Below are 21248 nucleotides of genomic sequence, written 5' to 3'. Positions count from 1 at the left end.
ATACTCCCCTCCCGCCAAAACACCGTGAAAGCCTTCCTCCCATAAAATGCCCCCATGTGGCCCCTTTTCGCCTTGGTCTTAGGCCTTCTGGTGGGCTCCTTCCTGAACGTGGTGGTCCACCGCCTGCCCAGAGGGGAATCCATCGTCTTCCCCCCTTCCCGCTGCCCCCATTGCGGCCACCGCCTTGGCCCCATGGACCTGGTGCCCGTCCTCTCCTACCTGGTCCTCCGGGGTAGGTGCCGCTACTGCGGAAAGCCCATCAGCCCCCGCTACCCCCTGGTGGAGGCCCTCACCGGGGGGCTTTTCCTCCTGGCGAGCCTCTTTTATCCCCCCTCCCTCGAGGCCCTCCTGGTCTTCGCCTTCTTGGGCCTCCTGGTGGCCCTGGCCTTCATCGACCTGGACACCTACGAGCTTCCCGACGGCCTCACCTACGGCCTCCTCTTCCTGGGGCTCCTTTCTGCCTACCTCCTCTCCTTCCCCCGCCCCTTTGTCGAGGCCCTGGACGGGGCCCTGATCGCCGCCGGGATCCTGGGGCTGGTGGCGGGGTATGGAGGGCTTTTCCTGAGGCGCTTCCGCGAGGCCAGGGCGGAGGTGCCCGTGGGACCCCACCAGGTGCACATGGCCGCCCTTTTCGGTGCCCTCTTGGGACCGGGAGTAGGGATGGCCCTGGCCTTCCTCACCTGGGCCCTTTCGGCGCGCACGGGGAGGCCCGTGGTGCTTCCTGACCGGATCACCCTTCCCCTCTTGCCCCTGGCCTGGATCCTGGCTCCCTACCTGGGGGCCGACCTCCTCAGCACCTTGAAAGGGTCCTTCCTGGCGGCAGGGGGGTTGGCCCTGGCAGGGGGGCTTTACTGGGCCTTTAAACCCGTAAACGAGGTAAACAAGGAGGGGGAAGAAACCGATCCCGTGGCCATGGGCTATGGGGATGTGAAGCTTTTGGGGGCGCTGGGAGCCTGGCTTGGGCTCTATAGCCTCCTGGCCCTGTTCCTGGGGGTCTTCGTCGGGGCCCTGGTGGGCCTGGCCTTCCGGCAACGGAAAATCCCCTTCGGCCCCTACCTGGCCTTGGGCGGGGTGGTGGCCTTCTTCTTCGGGGAAACCCTGTGGAGGGCGTACATGGCCTGGCTAGGCCTATAGTGGGGAGGATGGCGGTGGACCTTCTTCCCATCCTGGCCCAAAGGCGCAGCGTGCGCCGCTTTAAGCCGGTGCCCATACCCGAGGAAGACTTGGAGAAGCTCCTCTTCGCCCTGCAAAGAGCCCCCACCGACGCCAGTGCCCAGCTTTACAGCGCCATCCGGATTACGGACCCCGGGCTCAGGGAAAGGGTGGCCCAGCTTTCCGGTAACCAGGAGCACATCCGCCAGGCAGCGGAGTTCTTCGTTTTCCTGGCGGACGTCCATCGCCTGGAGAGGCTTCTCGCCTATCGGGGGGAAAGGATGGCCTTCTGGCCCAAAACCGCCTTGCACTTCGCCCTCTTAGATGCAGGGCTTGCCGCCAGCTACCTGGCCCTTACCGCTGAGGCCTTAGGTTACGGGGTCTGCTTCATCGGGGGGGTGCTGAACGGGGTGGAGGAGCTCATCAACCTCCTGGAGCTTCCCAAAGGGGTCATCCCCGCGGTGGGCCTGGCGGTGGGGGTGCCGGACGAGGCGGGCCCCCCCAGGCCCCGGCTTCCACGGAAGCTGGTGGTGCACGAGAACCGCTACCGCCCTTACGAGCCTGAGGACCTGGAAGCGGGCTTCCAGGCCATGGCCCCCTATAGCCGGGTGGGGGACTGGGGGAGGGTCTTGAGGCGGTACTTCGCCCAAGGGGGCACCATGGAGGAGCGGGAAAGGCCCTATGGCCGGGCCATCGCCCATCAGGGCCTGGACCCCGACCTTCCCCCTGGCGCTCCCTTCTACTCCCTGGGGGCCCTCCTGGAGGAGGCCCTAGGAGAGGCCCGCGGGGTGCTCTTCCGGGAAGGGGAGGCCTGGCTGGAGCGGGAGACCGAGGCCTTCCGCGGGGAGGGCCGGCCCGGGGAGGCCCTCCTCACCGCCCTTAGGAAGGCCCGGGGAGAGATCAAGGACTGGCCCTGAGGCCCCGGCGGGCACCTATTTCCCCACCTCCTGCACCACCCGCCGAGCACCCCGGTAGGCCTTCCGATAGAAAGGGGCCTCGAGGCTTTCGATCACCACCCGGCTCCCGTAGCTGCTGGCATGAGCGAAGACCCCCCGGCCCAGGTAGATGCCCACGTGGTCTATATCCTTTCCCCCAAAGCTGAAGAAGACCAGATCCCCCGGGCGCAAGGACTCGACGGCGGGAAAGGCCTGAAACTGCTCCCGGGTGGTGCGGGGCAGGGCCACCCCCAGCTCGGCATAGACCTGGGCCACGAAGGCGGAGCAGTCCAAGGAGGTGGGGGAGTTGGCCCCATACTTGTAGGGCACCCCCAGGTAGCGGAGCACGATTTTGAGAAGCGGGCTTTCCGGGTCGTAATCCTCGCCCACCGCCGGGGGGGATTCCCTCAGGTCACGGGCATGGGCTCCACCCTGGGTCCAGGGAGGGGACTCCAGGGCGGCTTTCCCCCGGGATCCCTCCTCCCCCCTGGAGGCCGGGATCCTTAGGGTCTGGCCTACCTTAAGCCCCGGCGTGGAAAGCCCGTTGAGGCGCATGAGCTCTTCCACCGTGGTGCCGTAGCGGCGCGCCAGGGAGAAAAGGGTATCCCCGGGAGCCACCACGTGGATGCGCTCCCCCCCTTGGGGAAGCCTGAGCACCTGCCCCGGCTGGATGAGGAAGGTATCCAGGCCATTGAGGCGCATGAGCTCCTCCACGGTGGTGCCGTAGCGCCGGGCGATGGAGAAAAGGGTATCCCCTGGGGCCACGGTGTGCGATAGGACAGGCCCTTCCAAAGAGCCCCCTTGGGGAGAGGTCGCCTGGGCCAGGGTCCAAGGGAAAAGCAAACATAGGACCACCAGGGCCAACCTGCGGGGCATGGCCCCATTCTACAGGAAGGCGCCCCTTGGCCTTTTCCCGGGGGTGTGCTACAATCCCTGGAGGCGGGGGCCGTTAGCTCAACTGGCAGAGCACCGGTCTCCAAAACCGGGGGTTGGAGGTTCGAGTCCTTCACGGCCCGCCAAACGGCCCTTCGGGGCCTTTTTTCGTTATGGGCGCGTATCAGGTCCTCATCGTGGGGGCGGGCTTCGCGGGGAGCGAGGCCGCCTACCGTTTGGCGCGGGAAGGGGTGCGGGTGGGCCTCCTCACCCAGAGCCTGGACTCGGTGATGATGCCCTTCCTCCCCCCAAAGCCCCCCTTTCCCCCAGGGAGCCTGCTGGAAAGGGCCTATGACCCGGCCGATCCCCGGCTTTGGACCTTCCACGCCCGGGCCAAGTACCTGTTGGAGGCCGAAAGGAACCTGCACCTTTTCCAAGCCACGGCCACGGGCCTCCTCTTGGAGGGAAGCCGCGTGGTGGGGGTGAGCACCTGGGAAGGCCCCCCGGTGGAGGCGGAACGGGTGGTGCTGGCGGTGGGGAGCTTCCTGGGGGCTAGGCTCCGCATTGGGGAGGTGGAGGAGGAGGCGGGGAGGCTTTCCGAGGCCAGCTACCCCGACCTTTTCCAGCACCTCCTGGCCCTGGGCTTCCGCTTCCTGGAGCGGGAGGGCGAGGTACCCGAAACCCCCACGACCCCGGGCTACCGGGTGCGCTACCACGCCTTCCACCCTGAGGAGTGGGAAGCGGCCACCTTCCGCTTGAAGCGGCTAGAGGGGCTCTACGGCCTAGGGCTTTGCGTGCGGGAAGGGGACTACGCCCTCATGAGCCAAGAGGGCCTGCGCCTGGCGGAGCACCTTCTCCATGAGCTTGGGTAGGGGCTTCTCCCAGGGGTCCTCCCCCTCCCCTTCCCAGGGGGCCAGGTAGACCTGGACCTCGAGGCGGCGGTGGGTGAGGGCGTGGCGCACCTTCCCCGCAGGCCTGGGGGCCACCCCGAAGGCCTGGGCCCGCTCGGGGAGCTCCTCCAGGGGGAAAAGCGGCACCCCGTATAGCCCTTGGAAGCGCCCGGAAAGCCGCTCCAGGTGGACCCCCTTCCGCCCCAGGAGGACCAAAGCCGCCAGGGCCTCCTCCCGGACGGCCCGACGCCGGGGCCTGGGGTAGCGCTCCGGCTCCTCCTGGCCCCGGCAGAAGGCCCTAAGGGGGCAGGCCAGGCAGCGGGGGGCTTTGGGGAGGCAGACCATGGCCCCCAGGTCCATGAGGGCCTGGTTCCAAACCCCCGGGTCTTCCCCTTGCGGCAGAAGGCGTTGCGCCAGGTCCTGAAGCGCCTTGGGGGCGGGGTCTTCCAGGGCAAAAAGCCGGGCGAGGACCCTCCTTATGTTCCCGTCCACCGCCGCCACCCGCTCCCCAAAGGCCATGGAGGCCACCGCCGCCGCAGTGTAGGGGCCGAGGCCGGGAAGCTTCAGGAGCTCGGCGTAGCTTCGGGGCAGGGCCTCCACCCCCTGGGCCAGGCGGTGGAGGTTCACCGCCCGGCGGTAGTAGCCCGCCCCCTGCCAAACCTTCAGCACCTCCTCCAAGGAGGCTGCCCGCAAGGCGGCAAGGGTGGGGAAGCGCTCCAGGAAGCGGCGGTAGTAGGGCATGGCCTGCTCCACCCGCGTCTGCTGGAGGAGGACCTCGGCCACCAAAACCCGGTAGGGGTCCTTCTCCCCCCGCCAGGGAAGGGTGCGGGCCTGCTCCCGGTACCAGGCGAGGAGGGCCTTCTGCCAGGCTTCCATGGGAAGTAGGACCTTCGCGTTCAGAGGGAAAAGAGCCGCCGGTGTTCCACCATGAGGCAACGGTCCGCCACCACCAGGAGGCCCGCCTGCCTCAAGGCGGCCTCAAAGGCAGGGTGGCGGATGCCCGACTGGAGCCACACCATCCCAGGGCGGAGGGTTAGAACCTCCTCCAGGTGGCCCATGAGGGCCTCCGGGGGGCGGAAGATGTCCAAGATGTCCACGGGCTCGAGGATCTCCCCCAGGCTTCCCACCACCTTGGTCCCGAAAAGCTCCTCTCCCCTAAAGCGGGGGTTCACGGGCAGGAGGCGGTAGCCCTGCTCGAAGAGGTACTTGGGCACGTAGTGGGCAGGGCGAAGGGGATCCTTGTGGGCCCCGAGGACGGCGATGGTGCGCGCCCTTTCCAAGTAGGCTTTGAGCTCCGCATCCGTCATGACCGGTAGTCCAAGGGACGGAGGTAGAACTCCCCGATGGCGGTGGAGGAAAGGAGGGCCACGGTGGGCAGGGCCCGCTTCCAGTGGGTGCGGTTCACCCGCTCCTTGACCCGCGCGATCTCCTCAGGGGTGTAGCCCAGGCTCTCGATGTAGGCGTCAGGGTAGCCCTTCAGGTAGTGCTCCAGGATGACGTCGGCCCGCAGGTAGCGCACCCCCAGGTCGGCCTCGTCCGTCTGGCCTGGGATGAGGTCGGCGGTGGGGGCCTTGGCCACCACCGCCTCGGGCACCCCAAGAAAGCGGGCCAGGGCCCAGACCTGGGTCTTGTAGAGGTCCCCCAAGGGGTTCACCGGGGGGGTGTCGTCCCCGTGCCAGGTGAAGTAGCCGAAAAGCCTTTCCGTCTTGTTGCCCGTGCCCAAGGGCAAGGCCCCGTAGGCCTGGGACTTGTCGAAGAGCACGATCATGCGGGCCCGGGCCATGACGTTGCCCTTGCGGTGGGGAGTGAGGTCCGGGGTTTGCGCGGCGTAGCCCTCCACCATGGGGGTGATGTCCACCTCCTCCAGGGCCACCCCAAAGGCCTCCGCCACCAGGTGGGCGTGCTCCCGGGAAAGGGGGCTACTTTCCCGATGGGGCAGGAAGAGGGCATGGACCCTTTCAGGCCCCAGGGCCCGCACCGCCAGGGCTAAGGTGGTGGCGGAGTCCACCCCTCCCGAAACGGCCACGATGGCCTTTTCGTAGCCCCGCCAGGCGAGCTCTTCCCGTATGAAGCGGGTGAGGAAGTCGGCCACCAGGGGCCAGTTGAGCTCTAGGGTCTCCTGGGCCTTGGGAGCTTCCAGAACGGTCATCTTCCCTCCTTTTGCAGCACCCGTTCCAGGTCGGGAAGGAGAAGGGGCAAGGCGGCCTGCAGGTCGGAAAGGAGGGGGCTATCGTAACGCACAGGGGGGATGCGTTCCCGGTCCAGGGCGAAGAGAAGGGCCGCCTCCTCAAAGAGGGGGGCCTCCGCCAGGATCCGCCCTTCGGGCCCCACCGCCAGGCTCCCTCCGCTCATCCCCTTCCCCGCCTCAAACCCCACCAGGCTAGCGAGCACCACGTACACCCCGTGCTCCGCCGCCACCGCCCGGGCCAGGGTGCGCCAGCGCTCCACGTTTTCTGGGCGCTCCCCATGGAAGCCCCGGGCCGGGCTGGCCGCGGGCACGTAGAGGACCTCGGCCCCGTCCAGGGCGGCGATGGCTGCGGTGATGGAGTGCCAGAAGTCCTCGCAGATGAGGATGGCCGCGCGGCCAAAGCGGGTCTGGAAGGCCCCCACCCGGCTTCCCCGGGCCAGGTAGCGCTCCTCGTCAAAGACCCCGTAGGTGGGCAGGAAAACCTTGCGGTGCACGTGGACGATGCGGTGGGGAAGCTCCAGGTAGGCGGCGCTGTTGTAATAGGCCCCCTCGTCCCGCTCGTAAAAACCCACCACCACGTCCAAAAGCCCCTCGTANGCGCTGTTGTAATAGGCCCCCTCGTCCCGCTCGTAAAAACCCCCCCCCACGTCCAAAAGCCCCTCGTCCCCCGCCCGCCGGTGGACCTCGGAGAGAAGCTCCAAAAGCTCAAACCGGGTCAGGGCCAGCTCCCGCACCCCCCCTTGCAGGAAGTAGCCGGTGAGGGCGGCCTCGGGCAGGACCACCACCTCGGGGGCGTGGGAGCGGAGGGCCTTCAGGTGGCCCTCGAGGCGGGCCAGGTTCTCCTTCAGCCTGGCCTTCTCAGGGCGGAACTGCAGTATGGCGTGCCGGATCACAGACCTATCCTACGCCTCAGGAAAGGACCAGACCGGGCTCCAGGTAAAGCTTGGGGTCGGCCTCCGGGAAGGGGTTGTCCTGCTCCTCCAAGGCCTTGAGCTCCTCGGGGGAAACCCCTCGGAGGAGCTGAAAGAAGGCCTCGGCATGCCCCTGGTAGCGCTCCTTGGCATACTCCGCCGCCTGGCCGGTATCGATGAGGAAGGGCCAGTCGGAGGCCTCAAGGAGCAGAAGCTCCCGCATGGCCTGCTGGAGCACCCTTGGGGGCAGGCTTCCCCGGCGCACCGCCTCCCGCATGGCCCCCTCCGCCCGGTAGACCAGGCGCCAGTAGTCCAGGGTTCCCTCGTTGAGCCAGACCCGGTGGTCCCCGCCCCGGCCCCAGGAGCCCTCGGGCAAAGCGGCCCGCACCGCCTTGCCCTGCACCGCCTCCTTGGCCGTCACCGCCCGCACCCCTTCCGCCCGGACGAGAAGCCGGAGCACCTCCTCCAGCCAAGCCACCCCCTCGTACCACCAGTGGCCGAAGAGCTCGGCGTCGTAGGGGGCAAGGATGACCCCATCCGGGTACTGCCGGGCCAGGCGCTCCAAGAGCCCCACGAAGTGAGCGGCGTGCTCCCGCACCTTGGCGAAGGCCGCCTCGGGGTCGTAGGGGGCCTTCTGGGCCAGGTCCGCCTGCCGGTGGGTCACCCGCCAGTGGTGGAGGCCGGAAAGGGGGTCCTTGCGGTGGAACTCCCGGTAAAGCACCTCCCCGGGGTAGCCGTGGTCCGCGCTCCAGACCTGGAGGGCGGTCTCCTGGTTGCGGGCCAGGACCCGCAGGCCCGACTCCAGCTCGTGCACATAGAAGGTGGCCTCGGCGCTCTCCACCTCCAAGGAGGCCTCCCCGTAGGGGGAAAGGGCCTTCCCCCCCTGGACCAGATGGGCGTCCACGAAGGTGTAGCGGATGCCCGCGCGCATCAGAAGCTCGTCCACCCCGGCCCTGAAGCCCTCCCTCGCCCCCTCCACCGGAGGCTTCCAGAAGCCCCTAGGCCGGTAGGCCATCTCCGGAAGCCAGTAGCCCGTGGGGTCCTTGGCGAAGTGGCGGCGGTAGGTGGCCACCCCCGTCTTGATCTGGGCCCAGAGGGCCTCGTCGTATCCCAGAAGCGGAGAGTAGCCGTGGGTGGCGCTGGAGGTGAGGAGCTCCACCTGCCCCCGCTCCTGGGCCCGGCGGAAGGCCTGGAGGAGGTCGCCCCCTAGGTGGTGGAAGTGGTCCAGGGTGAGCTCCCAGAAGGCCACCTGGTGGCGGGCGCTGGCCTCGAGGTCCGTCCCCTGGTAGCGCAGGTAGTCGCCCTGGGCCCGCTCCAGGCGGTCCTTGGCGTAGGCGCGGAAGCCCTCCTTGATCCGGCCGTCGGCCAGCTGCTCCGCCAGGATGGGGGTGATGCCCAGGGTGAAGCGGGCCTCCACCCCCTCCTGGTGAAGCCTCTCCAAGGCCCGCAGGAGGGGCAGGTAGGTCTCGGCCATGGCCTCGTACAGGGTCTCCTCCCCAAAGGGCCACATCCCGTGGGAGCGCACGTAGGGGAGGTGGGCGTGGAGGACCAGGGCGAAGCGCGCCATGGGTCTAGCGTACCACGGTGCCCTCCCCGGCCAGGGCCCGCCTGATGGGGTTTTCCACCCGGGCGTCGGCGAAGACCACCCGCTTGACCCCACCCCGCACCGCCTCCACCGCCCCCATCACCTTGCGCTTCATCCGCCCCTGGGCCAGGGCCAGATACTCGGGGGCCTCCACCTTGTCCACGGGGATCTCCCGCACCAGGCTGGCCTCGTCGGGGTAGTTGGCCAAAAGGCCGGGCACGTTGGAGAGATAGACCAGGGCCTCGGCCCCATAAGCGGTGGCCAAGAGGGCCGCCACCTGGTCCCCATCGGTGTTGATGGCCTCCCCCTCGTAGCTGATGGCGGGAGGGGTGATCACGGGCAAATACCCCGCCTCGAGGAGGAGGTCCAAAAGGGCCCGGTTCACCCGCTCCACGGTGCCCGTGTAGTCCCCGCGGTGGATTTTCACCTTGCCGTCTTCCACGTACTTCACCGCGGTCTTCCTGCGCCCTTCCAGAAGCCTCCCGTCCACCCCGGAAAGCCCGAGGGCGTTCACCCCTTCCTTCTGCAACAGCTCCACCAACCGCTTGTTGGTGAGGCCGCAGTAGACCATGAGGAAGATGTCCAGGGTTTCCTTGTCCGTGAGGCGGCTCACCTGCCCTCCAGGGTGGGTGAGGAAACGGGGCGGGTGGCCCAGGGCCTCCGCCACCCGGTTGGTGAGGGCGCTCCCCCCGTGCACCAAAAGGAGCCTCACCCCCTCCTTCCACAAAGCGGCGGCGTCCTTAGCCACCGCCCCGTAATCGATGCCCTCAGCGCCGCCCACTTTCACCACGATCACGGCCAACCTCCTAGGGATGTAGCCCGGGAAACTCCAGCCCCAGGGTCTCAGGCCAGCCCATGCGGATGTTGAGGGCCTGCAGGGCGTGGCCGGCGGTGCCCTTCACCAGGTTGTCGATGGCCACCATGACCACCAGGCGCCCGGTGTCCTCCTCCAGCTCAAAGCCGATGTCCGCGTAGTTGGTGCCCTGGACGAAGCGGGGGTCCGGGTAGCGGTGCACGCCTTTCTTCTGCTTGACGATGCGGATGAAAGGCTCCCCCCCGTAGGCCTCCCGGTAGGCCTGCCACACGTCCCGCTCGCTCCAGCCGTCCAGGAGAAAGGCCTGGGCGGTCATGAGGATGCCCCGCACCCGGTCGGTGGCGATGGCGGTGAGGTGCACCTCGGGCTTTCCCGGGAGGTTTTCCACCACCTCGGCGGTGTGGCGGTGGCCCGTGGGCTTGTAGACCCGGAGGGAGCCTGCCCGCTCGGGGTGGTGGCTGGCGGGGCTGGGCTCGGCCCCCGCCGCCGAGGTGGAGATGAGGAGGGTGACGAAGATGGGTCCTGGCTTGAGCACGCCCCCGCGGAGGAGGGGGTAAAGCCCCAGGATGGTGGCGGTGGCGTTGCACCCCGCCCCCGCCATCCAGTCCGCTTCCCGCAAGCGGTCCCGGTAGAGCTCGGGCAGGGCGTAGACGAAGCGACCCAGGAGCTCGGGCCTCGGGTGCTCCCCGTAGTACTTGCGGTAAAGCTCGAGGTCCTTGAGGCGGAAGTCCGCGGAGAGGTCGATGAGGATAGGGGCTAAGCCGGCGTAGCGCTCAAACTCCTGGGCGAAGACCCCGTGGGGCAGGGAAAGGACCAGGATGTCGGCGGGCTCCAGCCTTTCCGGGGGGATGAACTTCAGGTTGGTTCTGCCCCGCAGGTTGGGATGGACGAAGGCCACGGGCTCCCCGGCGAAGCGCCTCGAGGTCACCTGCTTCACCTCGAGGTAAGGGTGGGAAAGGGCCAAGCGCAAAAACTCCCCTCCCGCATACCCCGAGGCCCCCACGATGGCGAGGGTCTTCTTATCCACGGGCCACCTCCCAGGCGTAGCGCAGGATCTCCCCGGGGATGTCCACCCCGGTGGTGTGCACGGAGTTCTTGAACTCCATGGTGTGGTTCACCTCGTTCACCAAAAGGCCCCGCTCCGACTCAAAGAGGTCGATGGCCACCACCCCACCCCCCACCGCCTGGGCTGCCCGCACGGAAAGCTCCGCGATCTCCGGGGTTACGGGGCAGTTTTCCGCCTGCCCGCCCCGGGCGGTGTTGGTGATCCAGTGCTGGCTGCGGCGGTAGATGGCGGCGATGGCCCGATCCCCCACCACGAAGACCCGGATGTCCCGCCCGGGCTTCCTTACGTACTCCTGGAGGTAGAGAAGCTGGTGCTGGAAGCCCCCTAGAACCTCCTTGTGCTCCAGGATGGCCTCGGCGGCCTCCCGGTCGGTGATCTTGGCGAGAAGCCTTCCCCAGCTCCCGATCACGGGCTTCAGCACCACGGGATAGCCCCATTCCTCCATGAGCTTCAGGGCCTCCTCCGCATCGGTGAGGAGGGCGGTTCTGGGCTGGGGCAGGCCATGGCGCTCCAAGGCCGCGCTGGTGGCCCACTTGTCCCCGCAGGTTTCCATGACCTCGGGCCGGTTCACCACAGGGATGCCCAAGGCGGTGAGGTACCGGGCCACGGCCAGGCCCCGGCTCTGGCTCACGCACCGCTCCAGGGCTACCGTGACCCCTTCCAGCTCCTTGGGCCTCTCCCCCAAGACCATGCGCAGGGCAGGGGCGTAGACCTTTTTGTAGGGGATGCCCAAGGCCTCGGCCCGCTCAAAGAGCATCCTCTCGTCGGGGCGGATGCGGTCGTACAGGATGGCCAGCATGGCGATGGCTCTTCCCCCTTCCAAGAACCCCCAGGCCGGGCTTCAGTCCGGTTCTGGGCCTCGAGGCTCCCTACCCTAAGGGGATAGCCTCACTCTCCCCAGTCCTCCGCCTCCTCCGGGGCGGGCTCCAGGCGAAGGGGGTCCAGCCCCACCACCTCTAACTCCGCGCCGCAGTCCTCGCAAACCAAAAGCTCTCCCAGTTCCGGGTTCTCCAGGGTAAGCTCCGCACCGCATTCAGGGCAAGTGGCTACCATTCCTCCTCCTCGTCCACTTCGCTCCAGTCAGGGACAAACCGGAAGCCGCACTCCGGGCACTCCACCTCTTGGCCTTGATCTTCCTCGGATACCTCAAAGGTGTAGCCGCAACGGGGGCAGTCCACAAAGAAGGCCTCGAGGCCCTCCTCCGTCACCTCCACCTCGAGGGGATCCAGGGAGATCACCTCCAAAAAGGCCCCGCAAGCTTCGCACTCCAGCACGTCCCCCACTTCTAGGGTCTCCATGTCCTCGGCCAGCACCACGCTGGCCTCGCCGCACACCGGACAGGTGATCTCCAGGTCCTCCATGAGCCCAGTCTACTCCCCCGGGAAGCGGCCGTGCTTCTTGTAGTAGTCCAGAAGCGAACCCTCCTTGAGCGCCTCCAGGAGGAAGGGGGGTGGGGGGCGGAGCTGGAAACGCTCTTCCCCCCTCCGCAACACCCCCCCTTCCAGGTCCAACTCCACCTCGTCGCCGTCCTCTAGCGCATCCACCACCTCCTCCGACTCAAAGGGAATGATCCCCAGGTTCACCAGGTTGCGGAAGAAGATGCGGGCGTAGCTCTTGGCGATCACCGCCCGGATGCCGAGGCGCTTCAAGGCCTCGGGGGCGTACTCCCGGCTAGAGCCAAGCCCCGCGTTCCTCCCAAAAACCAGGATGTCCCCGGGCCTTACTTCTTTGGAGAACTCGGGCCGCAGGTGGGCGAAGGCGAAGGTGTGGAAGCGGTCCTCGCCCACCATGAAGGGGGCGTACTTGCCGGGAAGGATGTCGTCGGTGTTGATCTGGTCGCCGAACTTCCAGACCCTAGGCATGGCGCTCCTCCAGTTCCTCGGGAGTGGTGAGGTAGCCCGCCACGGCGCTGGCCGCGGCCACCCGGGGGCTCGCCAGGTAGATCTCGGCGTCGGGCGCCCCCATCCGCCCCCGGAAGTTGCGGTTGCTGGTGGACACGCACACCTCCCCCGGGGCCAAAACCCCCATGTGCCGCCCCATGCAGGGGCCGCACCCCGGGGTGCCGATGGTAGCCCCAGCCTGAAGGAGGGTCAGGAGGGTGCCGTCCCGGGCCGCCTCTTCCAAGACCTGGGAGCTGGCGGGGATGACGAGAAGGCGCACCCCCGGGGCCACCTTCCGCCCCTTGAGCACCTCAGCGGCGGCCCTCAGGTCCTCGATGCGCCCATTGGTGCAGGTGCCGATGAAGACCTGGTCCACCCGCTTGCCCCGGACCTCGGCCACCTCGTGCACGTTGTCCACGTAGAAGGGGACGGAAACCCGAGGGGTAAGGGCGGAAAGGTCGATCTCCACCTCCCGCACGTAGCGGGCGTCGGGGTCGGGGTAGAGCCAGTCGGGCACCCGGTAAAGCTCCAGGATCTCCCCCGAGGGCACCACCAGCCCCGCCTTAGCCCCCGCCTCCACGGTGAGGTTGGCCAGGGTCATGCGCTCCCCCCGGCTCAAGGACTCCGCCCCGTCCAGGAGGTGGATCTCCACCGCCATGTAGGTGGCGCCCTCAGCGGTGAGGAGGCGCACCATCTCGAGGGCGGCGTCCTTGGCGGTGACCCCTCTAGGAAGCCTCCCCCGGAAGGTCACCTTGACGCTTTCCGGTACCCTCATCCAGGTGCGGCCGCTGGCGGCGGCCAGGGCGATGTCCGTGGCCCCCATGCCCGTGCCGAAGGCCCCCACCGCCCCGTAGGTGGTGGAGTGGGAGTCCGAACCCACCACGATCCAGCCCGGCTGGGCTAGGCCCTCCTCCACCAGCACCTGGTGACAGACCCCCCGGCCCACGTCAAAGACCCGGATGCCGTGCTTATGCCCCCACTCCCTGATCTCCTTTTGGGCCTTGGCCACCTCGAGGTTGGCCGCCGGGGCCACGTGGTCGATGACGATGGAAACCCTTTCCGGGTACCGGGGGGTGGCCCCCAGGTACTCCAGGCGCCGGAAGAAGCTCCCGGCGATGGAGTCCACCACCATCACCTGGTCCACCTCCACCACCAAAAGCTCCCCGGCCCGCACCTCTCTTCCCGCCTTATGGGAGAGGATCTTTTCCGCCAAAGTCAGGCCCATGCCCGCCTCCTATACTGAGGGTATGAAACGCTACTGGATCCGGGTCTACCCGGACCCTGAAGAGCCCGGGGTATGGCTCGCCGAGGTGCCTGCCGTGCGCGGGGTGCGTTCCGATGGGGACACCCGGGAAGAGGCCCTCCGCAACGTGCAAGAGGCCCTCGAGGCCATGCTGGAAGCCCTGAAGGCCAAGGGCTTGCCCATCCCCGAGCCCGAAGAGGAGTGGGTAGAGGTAAGGGTGGATGCCGCCTAGACCCGAGGAGGTCCTGCGCAAGCTGAAACGCCTGGGCTTCGAGGAAGTGGGCGGCAAGGGAAGCCACCGCGTCCTCATCCACCCCGACGGCCGCCGCACGGTGGTCCCCTTTCATCGGCAAGAACTCAAAAGGGGCACCTTCTTGGGCATCCTCAAGGACGTCGGCCTCACCGAGGAGGAGTTCCGCCAACTCTAGCCTCATGCCGTGATCCACTCCCTAAGAATCCGGTCCAGCTCCTCCAAGGTGAGCTGGCCCCTATCCGCCAGAGCCTTGATGTGCTGGGTGATGCGGTGGAGCTCCTCCTCCCCGTAGTGGAGGCCAAGCTCCTCCGCCCGCGCCTTGATGGCGTGCCGGCCGGTGAGCTTGGAGGCGATGATGAGCTTGCGCTTCACCCCAAAGATCTCCGGCGGATAGGGCTCGTAGGACTCGGGGTTGATATAGATGGCCTTGAGGTGCATCCCCGCCTTGTGGCTGAAGGCCGTCTCCCCGGTGATGTAGTTGTTGAAGGGAATCTCCACCCCCACCATCCGGGCCACCATGCGGTCCAGTTCGGGAAGCATCTCCAGCTTGTACTTCCTACGCACGTAGTCGGGTTGCAGGGTGTACATGCGGGCCAGGAAACCCCCTAAAGGGGTGATCCCGTTCCGCTCCCCGATGCCCAGGATGGTGGTGTCCACATGGGTGGCCCCCGCCTCTATGGCCTCGAAGGCATTGGCGATGGCGCAACCCGTGTCGTTGTGGCCGTGGAACTCGATGTCCACATGAGGCCCCACCACCCGCCTCACCTCCCGCACCAGGGCATAGACCTGCCTTGGCGTGGCGATGCCCACGGTGTCCGCCAGGCCCACCCGGTCCACGTAGGGGGCAATGGCCTCGTAGATCTGCAAAAGGTCGTGCTCGTCGGAGCGGAAGGTGTCCTCGGCGGAGAAGCGCACCTCCACATGGGGGGCCCTTTCGCGGATGTAGCCAATGACCTCACGGGCCTCCTCGATGATCTGGGGGATGTCCCGCCCGTGGGCCGCCCTGAGGTACTTGCTGGTGCCGAAGAGGAGGTCGATGCCCTGCACCCCCGTTTCCACCGCCACCTTGGCCGCATCCAGCCGGGTCTGGATGTGGGTCACCACCTTGGCCTTCAGGCCCAAGGAGGCCAGGACCTCCGCGTCCTTCCGGGACTGGGGGGAGGCCATGGGGGTGGTGACCTCGATGTACTCCACGCCAAACTCGTCCAGGGCCTTGGCGATCTCGATCTTGTCCTGGGTGGAAAAGTTGGCCCTTTCAAACTGCTCCCCTTCCCTTAAGGTGGAATCTATAATCTTCCATTCCCGCATGCGCTCCTCCCCAAAAAGAAAACCGGCCCGAACTCGGGCCGGGGGATAAGGAACCCTCTGGGGCTACCCTACCCCCCGGCGGCCGAGTTTTTTCTCCAGGGCCAGCATCTTGCCTGTAAGGGTATACGAAACCCTCCTTTTTGTCAACGCCCAAACCGCCTCTCGCGGGCCTGGTAGCTCCTTAGAGCCCTCAAGAAGTCGATCTTCCGGAACTCCGGCCAGAGCACGTCGGCGAAGTAGAACTCGGAGTAAGCGGACTGCCAAAGGAGGAAGCCGGAAAGCCTTATCTCCCCCGAGGTGCGGATGATGAAGTCGGGGTCGGGTAGGCCCGCGGTGTAGAGGTGGCGGGCGATCTCCTCAGGGGTAAGCCCCTCCGCCACCTCCTTGGGGGAAAGGCCCCTTTGATCCGCCTCTAAAAGAAGCCTTTTCACCGCGTCCACGATCTCCTCCCGCCCCCCGTAGCCCATGGCGATGTTCAGCACCATGCCCTGGTGGTGCTGGGTCTTGGCCTCGAGGCGCTCCAGCGCCCTTAGCACCTCCTCGGAGAAGCCCTCTCGCCGCCCGATGAAGCGCACCTGCACCTGGTGCTCCAGGATGCGGTGGTCCTCCGCCATCCTTTCCGCCTCCCGCACGAATAGGCGCATGAGCTCCTGCACCTCCTCGGGGGGACGCTTGAAGTTATCCGTGGAGAAAACCCAGACCGTCACGGTTTTAATGCCCATCTCCAGGCACCATTCCAGGACCTCGTAGGCCTTCTGGACCCCGAACTCGTGCCCCTTCACCGGGGATAAGCCCAAGGCTCTGGCGTAGCGGCGGTTCCCATCCAGGATGAGGCCCAGGTGCCTGGGAACCGGGCCTCCTTTCACCTCCTTAAGGAGGCGCCTTTCGTAGAGCCAGTAGAGGGGCCGGGTGAGGGAAAGGAGGCGGCGGACCATACCCTTTCCACCCTAAGGCGGGAGGATGAGAAAGGGAAGGCCCTAAGCAGGCTACCGGTAAAGCTCCCGGGCGATGATGTGGCGCTGGATCTCCGAGGTGCCCTCGTAGATCTCCGTCACCTTGGCGTCCCGGTAGTAGCGCTCCACCCGGTAATCCCGGTGGTAGCCATAACCCCCAAGCACCTGCACCGCCTCCCGGGTCACCTCCACCGCCACCTGGCTGGCGAAGAGCTTGGCGGTGCTGGCCTCGAGGGTGAACCGCTCCCCCTGGTCCTTTTTGCGAGCCGCCTCCAGGACCAAGGCCCGGGCGGCGGCGATCTTCACGTGCATGTCCGCAATCTTGAAGGCGATGGCCTGGTGCTCCCTTAGCTTCTTGCCAAACTGCTCCCGCTGGTCGGCGTAGGCCTTGGCGATCTCAAAGGCCCCCCGGGCGATGCCCACCGCCTGGGCCGCCACCCCGATGCGCCCCGAGTCCAAACCCGCCAGGGCGTAGGCCAGGCCCCGCCCCTCCTCCCCCAGGAGGTTCTCCTCGGGGACGAAGACCTCTTCCAGACGCACCTCGGCGGTGTGGGCGGCGTGGAGGCCCATCTTCTCCTCGGGGGGGCCAAAGGAAAGCCCTGGGGTGTCCTTCTCCACCAAAAAGGCGCTGATGCCCCTCTCCGTGCGGGCCATGACCACGTAAAGCTGCGCCTGGCCCGCGGAGGTGATCCAGCTTTTGGTGCCGTTCAGCACGTAGCCCCCGGGCACCCTCCTGGCCTCCGCGCGGATGCTAGCCGCATCCGAACCCGCATGGGGCTCGGTGAGGCAGAAGGCCCCGATCCACTCCCCCCGGGCCAGGGGGAGGAGATACCTGCGCCGCTGCGCCTCGGTGCCGAAGCGAAAGAGCATGTACTGGGGAAGCCCGCTGGTCACGGAAACGATCACCGCCACGCTGGGGTCAGCGGCGGCGATCTCCTCGAGGGCCAAGGCCCAGGTGACCGAGTCCAACCCCGCCCCTCCCCATTCCTCCGGGGTGGTCATGCCCAGGAAACCCAGCTCCGCCAAAGCCTTCAGCTGGGGCCAGGGATATTCACCTGTGCGATCGTACTCCGGGGCTAAGGGGTACAAGACCTCCTTGGCCACCTGGCGCACGGTATCCAGCACCAGCTTCTGTTCAGGGGTGGTCACCATCCTCTTTATCGTAGCACTGCAGGCATGCAGGAAAACGTCATATACAGTCCACAACCCCCCGCCGTCTGCTCCGCCCTGCCCAAGGAGTGGCCGAAGCCTTTCTAGGGTCCCCGCAGGCCCCTAGGAGGGCTTAGCCCCCCTCCCCCCAGCGGGGGGCCCGCTTGGCCTCGAGGCCCAGGTGGTCCAGGATGCGCTGGGTGATGAAGCCCAAAAGGTCCCCAATCTCCTTGGGCCGGTGGTAGAAGCCCGGGCTTGCCGGCAGGACCACCGCCCCCGCCTCGGCCACCTGGACCATGGCCCTCAGGGTGGGGAGGGGCAGGGGGGTTTCCCGGGGCACCAGGATCAGGGGGCGCTTTTCTTTCAGGTGAACGTAGGCCGCCCGGGTGAGGAGGGTATCCGCTAAGCCTAGGGCGACCTTGCCCAAGGTGGTGGCCGAGCAGGGCACCACCACCATCCCGCGGGTGGGGAAGGAACCCGAGGCGATGGGGGCCCCCAGGTCGGCATCCTTGTACACCCGGTGGGCCAGAGGATAGAGGTCCTTGGGGCTCAGGCCCATCTCCTCCCAGAGGACCCGCTTAGCTCCCTGGCTCACCACCAGGTGCACCTCGGCCAAGCCCTGGAGGGTGTTCAGCAAGTCCAGGGCGTAGGGCATGCCGCTGGCCCCCGTAAGGCCCACCACCACCCGAGGAAGCTCCATGGCCTCCATGCTATCCCCAAGAAGGCGAAAAACCCCAGGCCCCTTGGGCCTGGGGGGCACCCCGTGGGGCGGGGGCTTACTTCAGCTCCACCACCGCGCCCACGGCCTCGAGCTTCTTCTTGATCTCCTCGGCCTCGGCCTTGGGGATGCCCTCCTTGATGGGGCCGCCTTTCTCGGCCAGGTCCTTGGCCTCCTTGAGGCCCAGGCCGGTGATGGCGCGAAGCTCCTTGATGACCTCCAGCTTCTTGGCCCCCGCATCCTTGAGGATCACGTCAAACTCGGTCTTCTCCTCCGCGGGAGCCGCAGCCTGGGCCGCAGCAGGAGCCGCCGCCACCGCCACCGGGGCCGCCGCGGTCACACCCCAGGTCTCCTTGAGGACGTCGATGAGCTGCTTGAGTTCCAAAACCGTAGCCTGAGAAAGCTCTTCCTTGATGCGTTCAATGTCCAAAGCCATCCTCCACCTCCTACGCCGCCTTCTTCTCCGCGTACGCTTCCAAGATGCCTACCAGCTCGCGGGCCACACCGCCCAAGACCCCCACGAGCTCCGCCATGGGGGCCTGCAACACGCCCAAAAGCTCCGCCCGGAGCTCATCCATGGTGGGGAGCTCCGCCAGCGCGGCCACGTCCTTGGCCGAAAGCATCTGGCCCTGCAGGAGCCCGCCCTTGACCTCAGGGATGCCCTTGGGGTTCTTCTTGGCGAACTCCGCAAGGGCCTTGGCCGCCGCCACCGGGTCCCCGTAAAAGACCACGGCGCTCGGCCCCTGGAGGCCATCCAGCTCGGGCAGGCCAAGCTCCTTGAGGGCGATGCGGATCAGGGTGTTCTTGGCCACGAAAAGCCGGGCCCCCTTCTCCTTGAGGGCCTGGCGCAGGGCGTGGGTCTCCTTGGCGGAGAGCCCCTGGTAGTTCACCAGGAAGAAGGAGCCACGGGCCCGTTCAAGGTTCTCCTTGAGGGCGGCAAGAAGCTCAACATTACGCTTATTGGGCACGCCTTCCTCCCTTTCGGGGCAGGGGAACCCCGGCCGACTTTTAGGGCTTATCGAGAAACGCTCCCCCTCAAGCGCCTCGGCGGGATGTTTAAGGCCTTTAGCCCCCCGCTGTCTTTGGCCTGGGCGCCGCTCGCGCCCGGGGTGCCATAGGTGAGTTTAAAGGGCAAAGGGCCAGGGGTCAAGCTGGCCCCTGGCCCTAGCCTAAAAGCGCTTAGGAGTGAGGGTTGATGCGGATGCTGGGCCCCATGGTGCTGGTCACGTAGACCGAGCGCAGGAAGGTGCCCTTGGCCGCCTCGGGCTTGCTGGCCTCGAGGGCCCGGAGGAAGGCCCGGATGTTTTCGGCAATCTTCTCCGGGGGGAAGCTCGCCTTGCCCACGGGGGCGTGGATGGCCCCGGTCTTGTCGTTGCGGAACTCGATGCGGCCCGCCTTGATCTCGCGGATGATCTCCCCGATGTTGAAGCCCACGGTGCCGGCCTTGGGGTTGGGGAGGAGGCCCCTGGGACCGAGGATCCGGCCCAGCTTGGAGCCCACCGCCCCCATCACATCCGGGGTGGCCACCACGGCATCGAAGTCCATCCAGCCATCCAGGATCTTCTGGATGATCTCCTCCCCGCCCACGTAGTCGGCCCCGGCCTCCTCGGCCTCCTTGATCTTCTCCCCCTTGGCGATGGCCAGAACCCGCACCTGCTTGCCCAGGCCATGGGGCAAGGAAACGGTGCCGCGCACGTTCTGGTCAGACTTGCGGGGGTCAATGCCCAGCTTGGCGTGGACCTCCACCGTCTCGTCAAACTTAGCCGTGGCCAGCTCCTTCACCAGTCGGGCGGCCTCGTCAATGGTGTAGACCTTGGCAGGGTCCACCTTCTCCAAAAGGGCCCGGTAGCGCTTGCCGTGCTTAGGCATCCTTCACCTCCGGCGCGCCCACCACCTCCACCCCCATGGAGCGGGCCGAGCCCGCAATCATGCGGGCAGCGGCCTCGAGGTCGGTGGTGTTCATGTCGGGCATCTTCTGCTTGGCGATCTCCAGAACCTGCTGCCAGGTAATGCGGCCCACCTTCTCCCGGCCGGGCTTATGAGCCCCCTTCTCCAGCCCCGCCGCCTTGCGGATCAGGTAGCTGGCGGGCGGGGTCTTGGTGATGAAGGTAAAGGAGCGGTCGGCGTAGATGGTGATCTCCACGGGGACGATGGCATCCCCCATGTTGGCGGTGGCCGCGTTGAAGGCCTTGACGAACTCCATGATGTTGGCCCCGTGCTGGCCCAAAGCCGGGCCCACCGGGGGTGCCGGCGTGGCCTTGCCAGCCGGCAACTGAAGCTTTACCACAGCAACGACTTTCTTCATTTTTCCCTCCTAGGCTCCCCCCAAGTTGGGGGTGCAAACGCCTCCTAAGCCTTGACCACCTGGGAGAAATCCAGCTCCACCGGGGTCTCGCGCCCGAAGATGGTGACCATGACCTTGACCTTGCCCTTTTCCGGGTTGATCTCGGTCACGGTGCCGGTAAAGTCTGCGAAGGGGCCGGAAACCACCCGGACCTGATCCCCCTCCCGAAAAGCCACCTGGGCCTTGGGGGCCTCCTTCTTGCCCAGAAGCCCCGACACCTCCAGGATGTGCCGCACCTCATCCGGGGAAAGGGGCACCGGCTTATGCCCTGCCCCCACGAAGCCGGTAATGCCCGGGGTGCCCCGCACCACCTCCCAAGCCTCGTTGGGCTCCTCCTCGTCCCCCAGGTCCATCTGCACGAAGAGGTATCCGGGGAAGAGCTTCTTCTTGACGATCTCCTTCTTTCCCCCCTCGCGGAGTTCCACCACCTCCTCCGTGGGGATGAGCACCTGGAAGATCTTGTCCTCCATGCCGAAGGCCTTTACCCGCTTCTCCAGGTTGGCCTTGGCCTTCTCCTCCTGCCCCACGTAGGTGTGGACCGCGTACCATTCAATGCTCATCGCACAAGCCCTATCAGGAACCGGAAGACAAGATCGTAAAATCCCAAGATCACCATGGCCACCACGGTGAAGACCAGGATGGCCTGGGTACCCTCCACGATCTGCTCCCGCGTGGGCCAGGTAACCCGGGAAAGCTCCGCCCGGGCTTCCTGGAAGTAGCGCACAATCCGGGTAAACATCAGACCTTCACTTCCCTGTGCACCGTGTGTTTATCGCACCAGGGGCAGTACTTCTTCAGCTCCAGCTTGGTGGTGGTGTTGCGCTTGTTCTTCTCGGTGGCGTAGTTGCGGCGCTTACACTCGGTGCACTCCAGGAGGATTTTGATGCGGACCTCGCTGGCCATGGTTCACCCCCTTTCCTCGAGGGGCGGCCAACCGCCCCCAAGCTCACTCCAGGATCTTGGTGACCACGCCGGCGCCCACGGTC

The 21248-nt window shown here is 66.8% G+C and carries 29 protein-coding genes and 1 tRNA gene; 6 read left to right on the top strand and 24 right to left on the bottom strand.

Going from position 1 to position 21248, the window contains the following annotated elements:
• Positions 1-54 precede the first annotated feature (54 nt).
• Both L1087_RS09725 and L1087_RS09720 read left to right on the top strand, forming a co-directional pair.
• Positions 55-1134 (top strand): A24 family peptidase, encoded by a 1080-nt coding sequence (locus tag L1087_RS09725; RefSeq protein ID WP_234558709.1) that lies wholly within the window; start codon positions 55-57, stop codon positions 1132-1134.
• 8 nt (positions 1135-1142) lie between these two features.
• The gene (locus L1087_RS09720; RefSeq protein WP_267964849.1) at positions 1143-2069 is read left to right on the top strand and encodes a nitroreductase family protein; all 927 of its coding nucleotides are present in this window, start codon (positions 1143-1145) and stop codon (positions 2067-2069) included.
• A 15-nt stretch (positions 2070-2084) separates the two neighbouring features.
• On the opposite strand, the gene L1087_RS09715 is transcribed toward L1087_RS09720, so the two are convergent.
• Positions 2085-2963, bottom strand: coding sequence for a C40 family peptidase (locus L1087_RS09715; RefSeq protein WP_234558708.1), 879 nt, complete (start codon positions 2961-2963; stop codon positions 2085-2087).
• Positions 2964-3030: 67 nt separating this feature from the next.
• Here L1087_RS09715 and L1087_RS09710 point away from each other — a divergent pair.
• Together L1087_RS09710 and L1087_RS09705 are read left to right on the top strand one after the other, a co-directional pair.
• A tRNA-Trp gene (locus tag L1087_RS09710) sits at positions 3031-3106 on the top strand.
• A gap of 27 nt (positions 3107-3133) precedes the next feature.
• Positions 3134-3832 (top strand): FAD-dependent oxidoreductase, encoded by a 699-nt coding sequence (locus L1087_RS09705; protein ID WP_234558706.1) that lies wholly within the window; start codon positions 3134-3136, stop codon positions 3830-3832.
• On the opposite strand, the gene L1087_RS09700 is transcribed toward L1087_RS09705, so the two are convergent.
• The 12 genes from L1087_RS09700 to L1087_RS09645 all read right to left on the bottom strand — a co-directional run bounded on the left by L1087_RS09700 (position 3743) and on the right by L1087_RS09645 (position 13519).
• Positions 3743-4726, bottom strand: a complete 984-nt coding sequence (locus tag L1087_RS09700) for an A/G-specific adenine glycosylase (RefSeq protein ID WP_234558703.1) — start codon at positions 4724-4726, stop codon at positions 3743-3745. The genes L1087_RS09705 and L1087_RS09700 overlap by 90 nt on opposite strands.
• A gap of 20 nt (positions 4727-4746) precedes the next feature.
• Positions 4747-5157, bottom strand: coding sequence for a CoA-binding protein (locus L1087_RS09695; protein ID WP_234558701.1), 411 nt, complete (start codon positions 5155-5157; stop codon positions 4747-4749).
• The gene (locus L1087_RS09690) at positions 5154-5999 is read right to left on the bottom strand and encodes an NAD+ synthase (protein WP_234558699.1); all 846 of its coding nucleotides are present in this window, start codon (positions 5997-5999) and stop codon (positions 5154-5156) included. The genes L1087_RS09695 and L1087_RS09690 overlap by 4 nt, the downstream gene beginning before the upstream one ends.
• Positions 5996-6931: a nitrilase-related carbon-nitrogen hydrolase gene (locus L1087_RS09685; RefSeq protein ID WP_234558697.1), complete on the bottom strand. Its 936-nt coding sequence runs from the start codon at positions 6929-6931 to the stop codon at positions 5996-5998. The genes L1087_RS09690 and L1087_RS09685 overlap by 4 nt, the downstream gene beginning before the upstream one ends.
• Positions 6932-6947: 16 nt before the next feature.
• Positions 6948-8516 (bottom strand): 1,4-alpha-glucan branching protein, encoded by a 1569-nt coding sequence (locus L1087_RS09680; RefSeq protein WP_234558696.1) that lies wholly within the window; start codon positions 8514-8516, stop codon positions 6948-6950.
• A 4-nt stretch (positions 8517-8520) separates the two neighbouring features.
• Complete coding sequence (locus L1087_RS09675) at positions 8521-9330, bottom strand: [LysW]-aminoadipate kinase (protein ID WP_038040631.1); 810 nt, start codon at positions 9328-9330, stop codon at positions 8521-8523.
• 10 nt (positions 9331-9340) lie between these two features.
• Complete coding sequence (gene argC, locus L1087_RS09670) at positions 9341-10375, bottom strand: N-acetyl-gamma-glutamyl-phosphate reductase (RefSeq protein WP_234558695.1); 1035 nt, start codon at positions 10373-10375, stop codon at positions 9341-9343.
• A complete protein-coding gene (gene lysX / locus L1087_RS09665; RefSeq protein ID WP_038040635.1) occupies positions 10368-11213 on the bottom strand; it encodes a lysine biosynthesis protein LysX in 846 nt (281 codons plus the stop codon). Before lysX ends, argC begins: the two co-directional genes overlap by 8 nt.
• Before the next feature lie 89 nt (positions 11214-11302).
• The gene (gene lysW, locus L1087_RS09660; RefSeq protein WP_038040644.1) at positions 11303-11467 is read right to left on the bottom strand and encodes a lysine biosynthesis protein LysW; all 165 of its coding nucleotides are present in this window, start codon (positions 11465-11467) and stop codon (positions 11303-11305) included.
• Positions 11461-11775: a paraquat-inducible protein A gene (locus L1087_RS09655; RefSeq protein WP_234558694.1), complete on the bottom strand. Its 315-nt coding sequence runs from the start codon at positions 11773-11775 to the stop codon at positions 11461-11463. The genes lysW and L1087_RS09655 overlap by 7 nt, the downstream gene beginning before the upstream one ends.
• A 9-nt stretch (positions 11776-11784) precedes the next feature.
• Positions 11785-12276, bottom strand: a complete 492-nt coding sequence (locus L1087_RS09650) for a LeuD/DmdB family oxidoreductase small subunit (protein WP_135343799.1) — start codon at positions 12274-12276, stop codon at positions 11785-11787.
• A complete protein-coding gene (locus L1087_RS09645; RefSeq protein ID WP_234558693.1) occupies positions 12269-13519 on the bottom strand; it encodes a 3-isopropylmalate dehydratase large subunit in 1251 nt (416 codons plus the stop codon). The genes L1087_RS09650 and L1087_RS09645 overlap by 8 nt, the downstream gene beginning before the upstream one ends.
• Positions 13520-13541: 22 nt before the next feature.
• Here L1087_RS09645 and L1087_RS09640 point away from each other — a divergent pair, with 22 nt between their 5' ends.
• Together L1087_RS09640 and L1087_RS09635 are read left to right on the top strand one after the other, a co-directional pair.
• The gene (locus L1087_RS09640; protein WP_038040652.1) at positions 13542-13769 is read left to right on the top strand and encodes a type II toxin-antitoxin system HicB family antitoxin; all 228 of its coding nucleotides are present in this window, start codon (positions 13542-13544) and stop codon (positions 13767-13769) included.
• The gene (locus L1087_RS09635; RefSeq protein WP_038040654.1) at positions 13759-13965 is read left to right on the top strand and encodes a type II toxin-antitoxin system HicA family toxin; all 207 of its coding nucleotides are present in this window, start codon (positions 13759-13761) and stop codon (positions 13963-13965) included. The genes L1087_RS09640 and L1087_RS09635 overlap by 11 nt, the downstream gene beginning before the upstream one ends.
• Before the next feature lie 2 nt (positions 13966-13967).
• Here the strand turns inward: L1087_RS09635 and lysS are convergent, their stop codons facing one another.
• The 11 genes from lysS to rpmG all read right to left on the bottom strand — a co-directional run bounded on the left by lysS (position 13968) and on the right by rpmG (position 21165).
• A complete protein-coding gene (gene lysS, locus L1087_RS09630; RefSeq protein WP_038040656.1) occupies positions 13968-15098 on the bottom strand; it encodes a homocitrate synthase in 1131 nt (376 codons plus the stop codon).
• Positions 15099-15241: 143 nt separating this feature from the next.
• On the bottom strand, positions 15242-16033 hold the full coding sequence (locus L1087_RS09625) for an isoprenyl transferase (protein ID WP_135260987.1): 792 nt from the start codon (positions 16031-16033) through the stop codon (positions 15242-15244).
• A gap of 51 nt (positions 16034-16084) precedes the next feature.
• Complete coding sequence (locus L1087_RS09620) at positions 16085-17203, bottom strand: acyl-CoA dehydrogenase family protein (protein ID WP_038040660.1); 1119 nt, start codon at positions 17201-17203, stop codon at positions 16085-16087.
• Between the two features lie 130 nt (positions 17204-17333).
• Entirely contained in the window at positions 17334-17900 is a 567-nt protein-coding gene (locus L1087_RS09615) for a UbiX family flavin prenyltransferase (RefSeq protein ID WP_234558692.1), read from the bottom strand.
• Between the two features lie 76 nt (positions 17901-17976).
• The gene (rplL, locus tag L1087_RS09610) at positions 17977-18354 is read right to left on the bottom strand and encodes a 50S ribosomal protein L7/L12 (protein WP_038040662.1); all 378 of its coding nucleotides are present in this window, start codon (positions 18352-18354) and stop codon (positions 17977-17979) included.
• Between the two features lie 10 nt (positions 18355-18364).
• Complete coding sequence (gene rplJ, locus L1087_RS09605) at positions 18365-18886, bottom strand: 50S ribosomal protein L10 (protein WP_234558691.1); 522 nt, start codon at positions 18884-18886, stop codon at positions 18365-18367.
• A gap of 211 nt (positions 18887-19097) precedes the next feature.
• Positions 19098-19787 carry a 50S ribosomal protein L1 gene (gene rplA, locus L1087_RS09600; protein ID WP_135260991.1) on the bottom strand — a complete coding sequence of 230 codons (690 nt, stop codon included), beginning with the start codon at positions 19785-19787 and terminating at the stop codon, positions 19098-19100.
• Positions 19780-20223, bottom strand: coding sequence for a 50S ribosomal protein L11 (rplK, locus tag L1087_RS09595; protein ID WP_015716108.1), 444 nt, complete (start codon positions 20221-20223; stop codon positions 19780-19782). Before rplK ends, rplA begins: the two co-directional genes overlap by 8 nt.
• 44 nt (positions 20224-20267) lie before the next feature.
• Entirely contained in the window at positions 20268-20822 is a 555-nt protein-coding gene (gene nusG / locus L1087_RS09590; protein ID WP_038040673.1) for a transcription termination/antitermination protein NusG, read from the bottom strand.
• On the bottom strand, positions 20819-21001 hold the full coding sequence (gene secE, locus L1087_RS09585) for a preprotein translocase subunit SecE (RefSeq protein WP_038040676.1): 183 nt from the start codon (positions 20999-21001) through the stop codon (positions 20819-20821). Before secE ends, nusG begins: the two co-directional genes overlap by 4 nt.
• Positions 21001-21165, bottom strand: coding sequence for a 50S ribosomal protein L33 (gene rpmG / locus L1087_RS09580; RefSeq protein ID WP_135260992.1), 165 nt, complete (start codon positions 21163-21165; stop codon positions 21001-21003). Before rpmG ends, secE begins: the two co-directional genes overlap by 1 nt.
• Positions 21166-21248: the final 83 nt, after the last annotated feature.

The sequence above is a fragment of the Thermus tengchongensis genome, from assembly GCF_021462405.1.
GTDB lineage: Bacteria > Deinococcota > Deinococci > Deinococcales > Thermaceae > Thermus > Thermus tengchongensis.
This window is presented reverse-complemented; position numbering and strand designations above follow the sequence as displayed.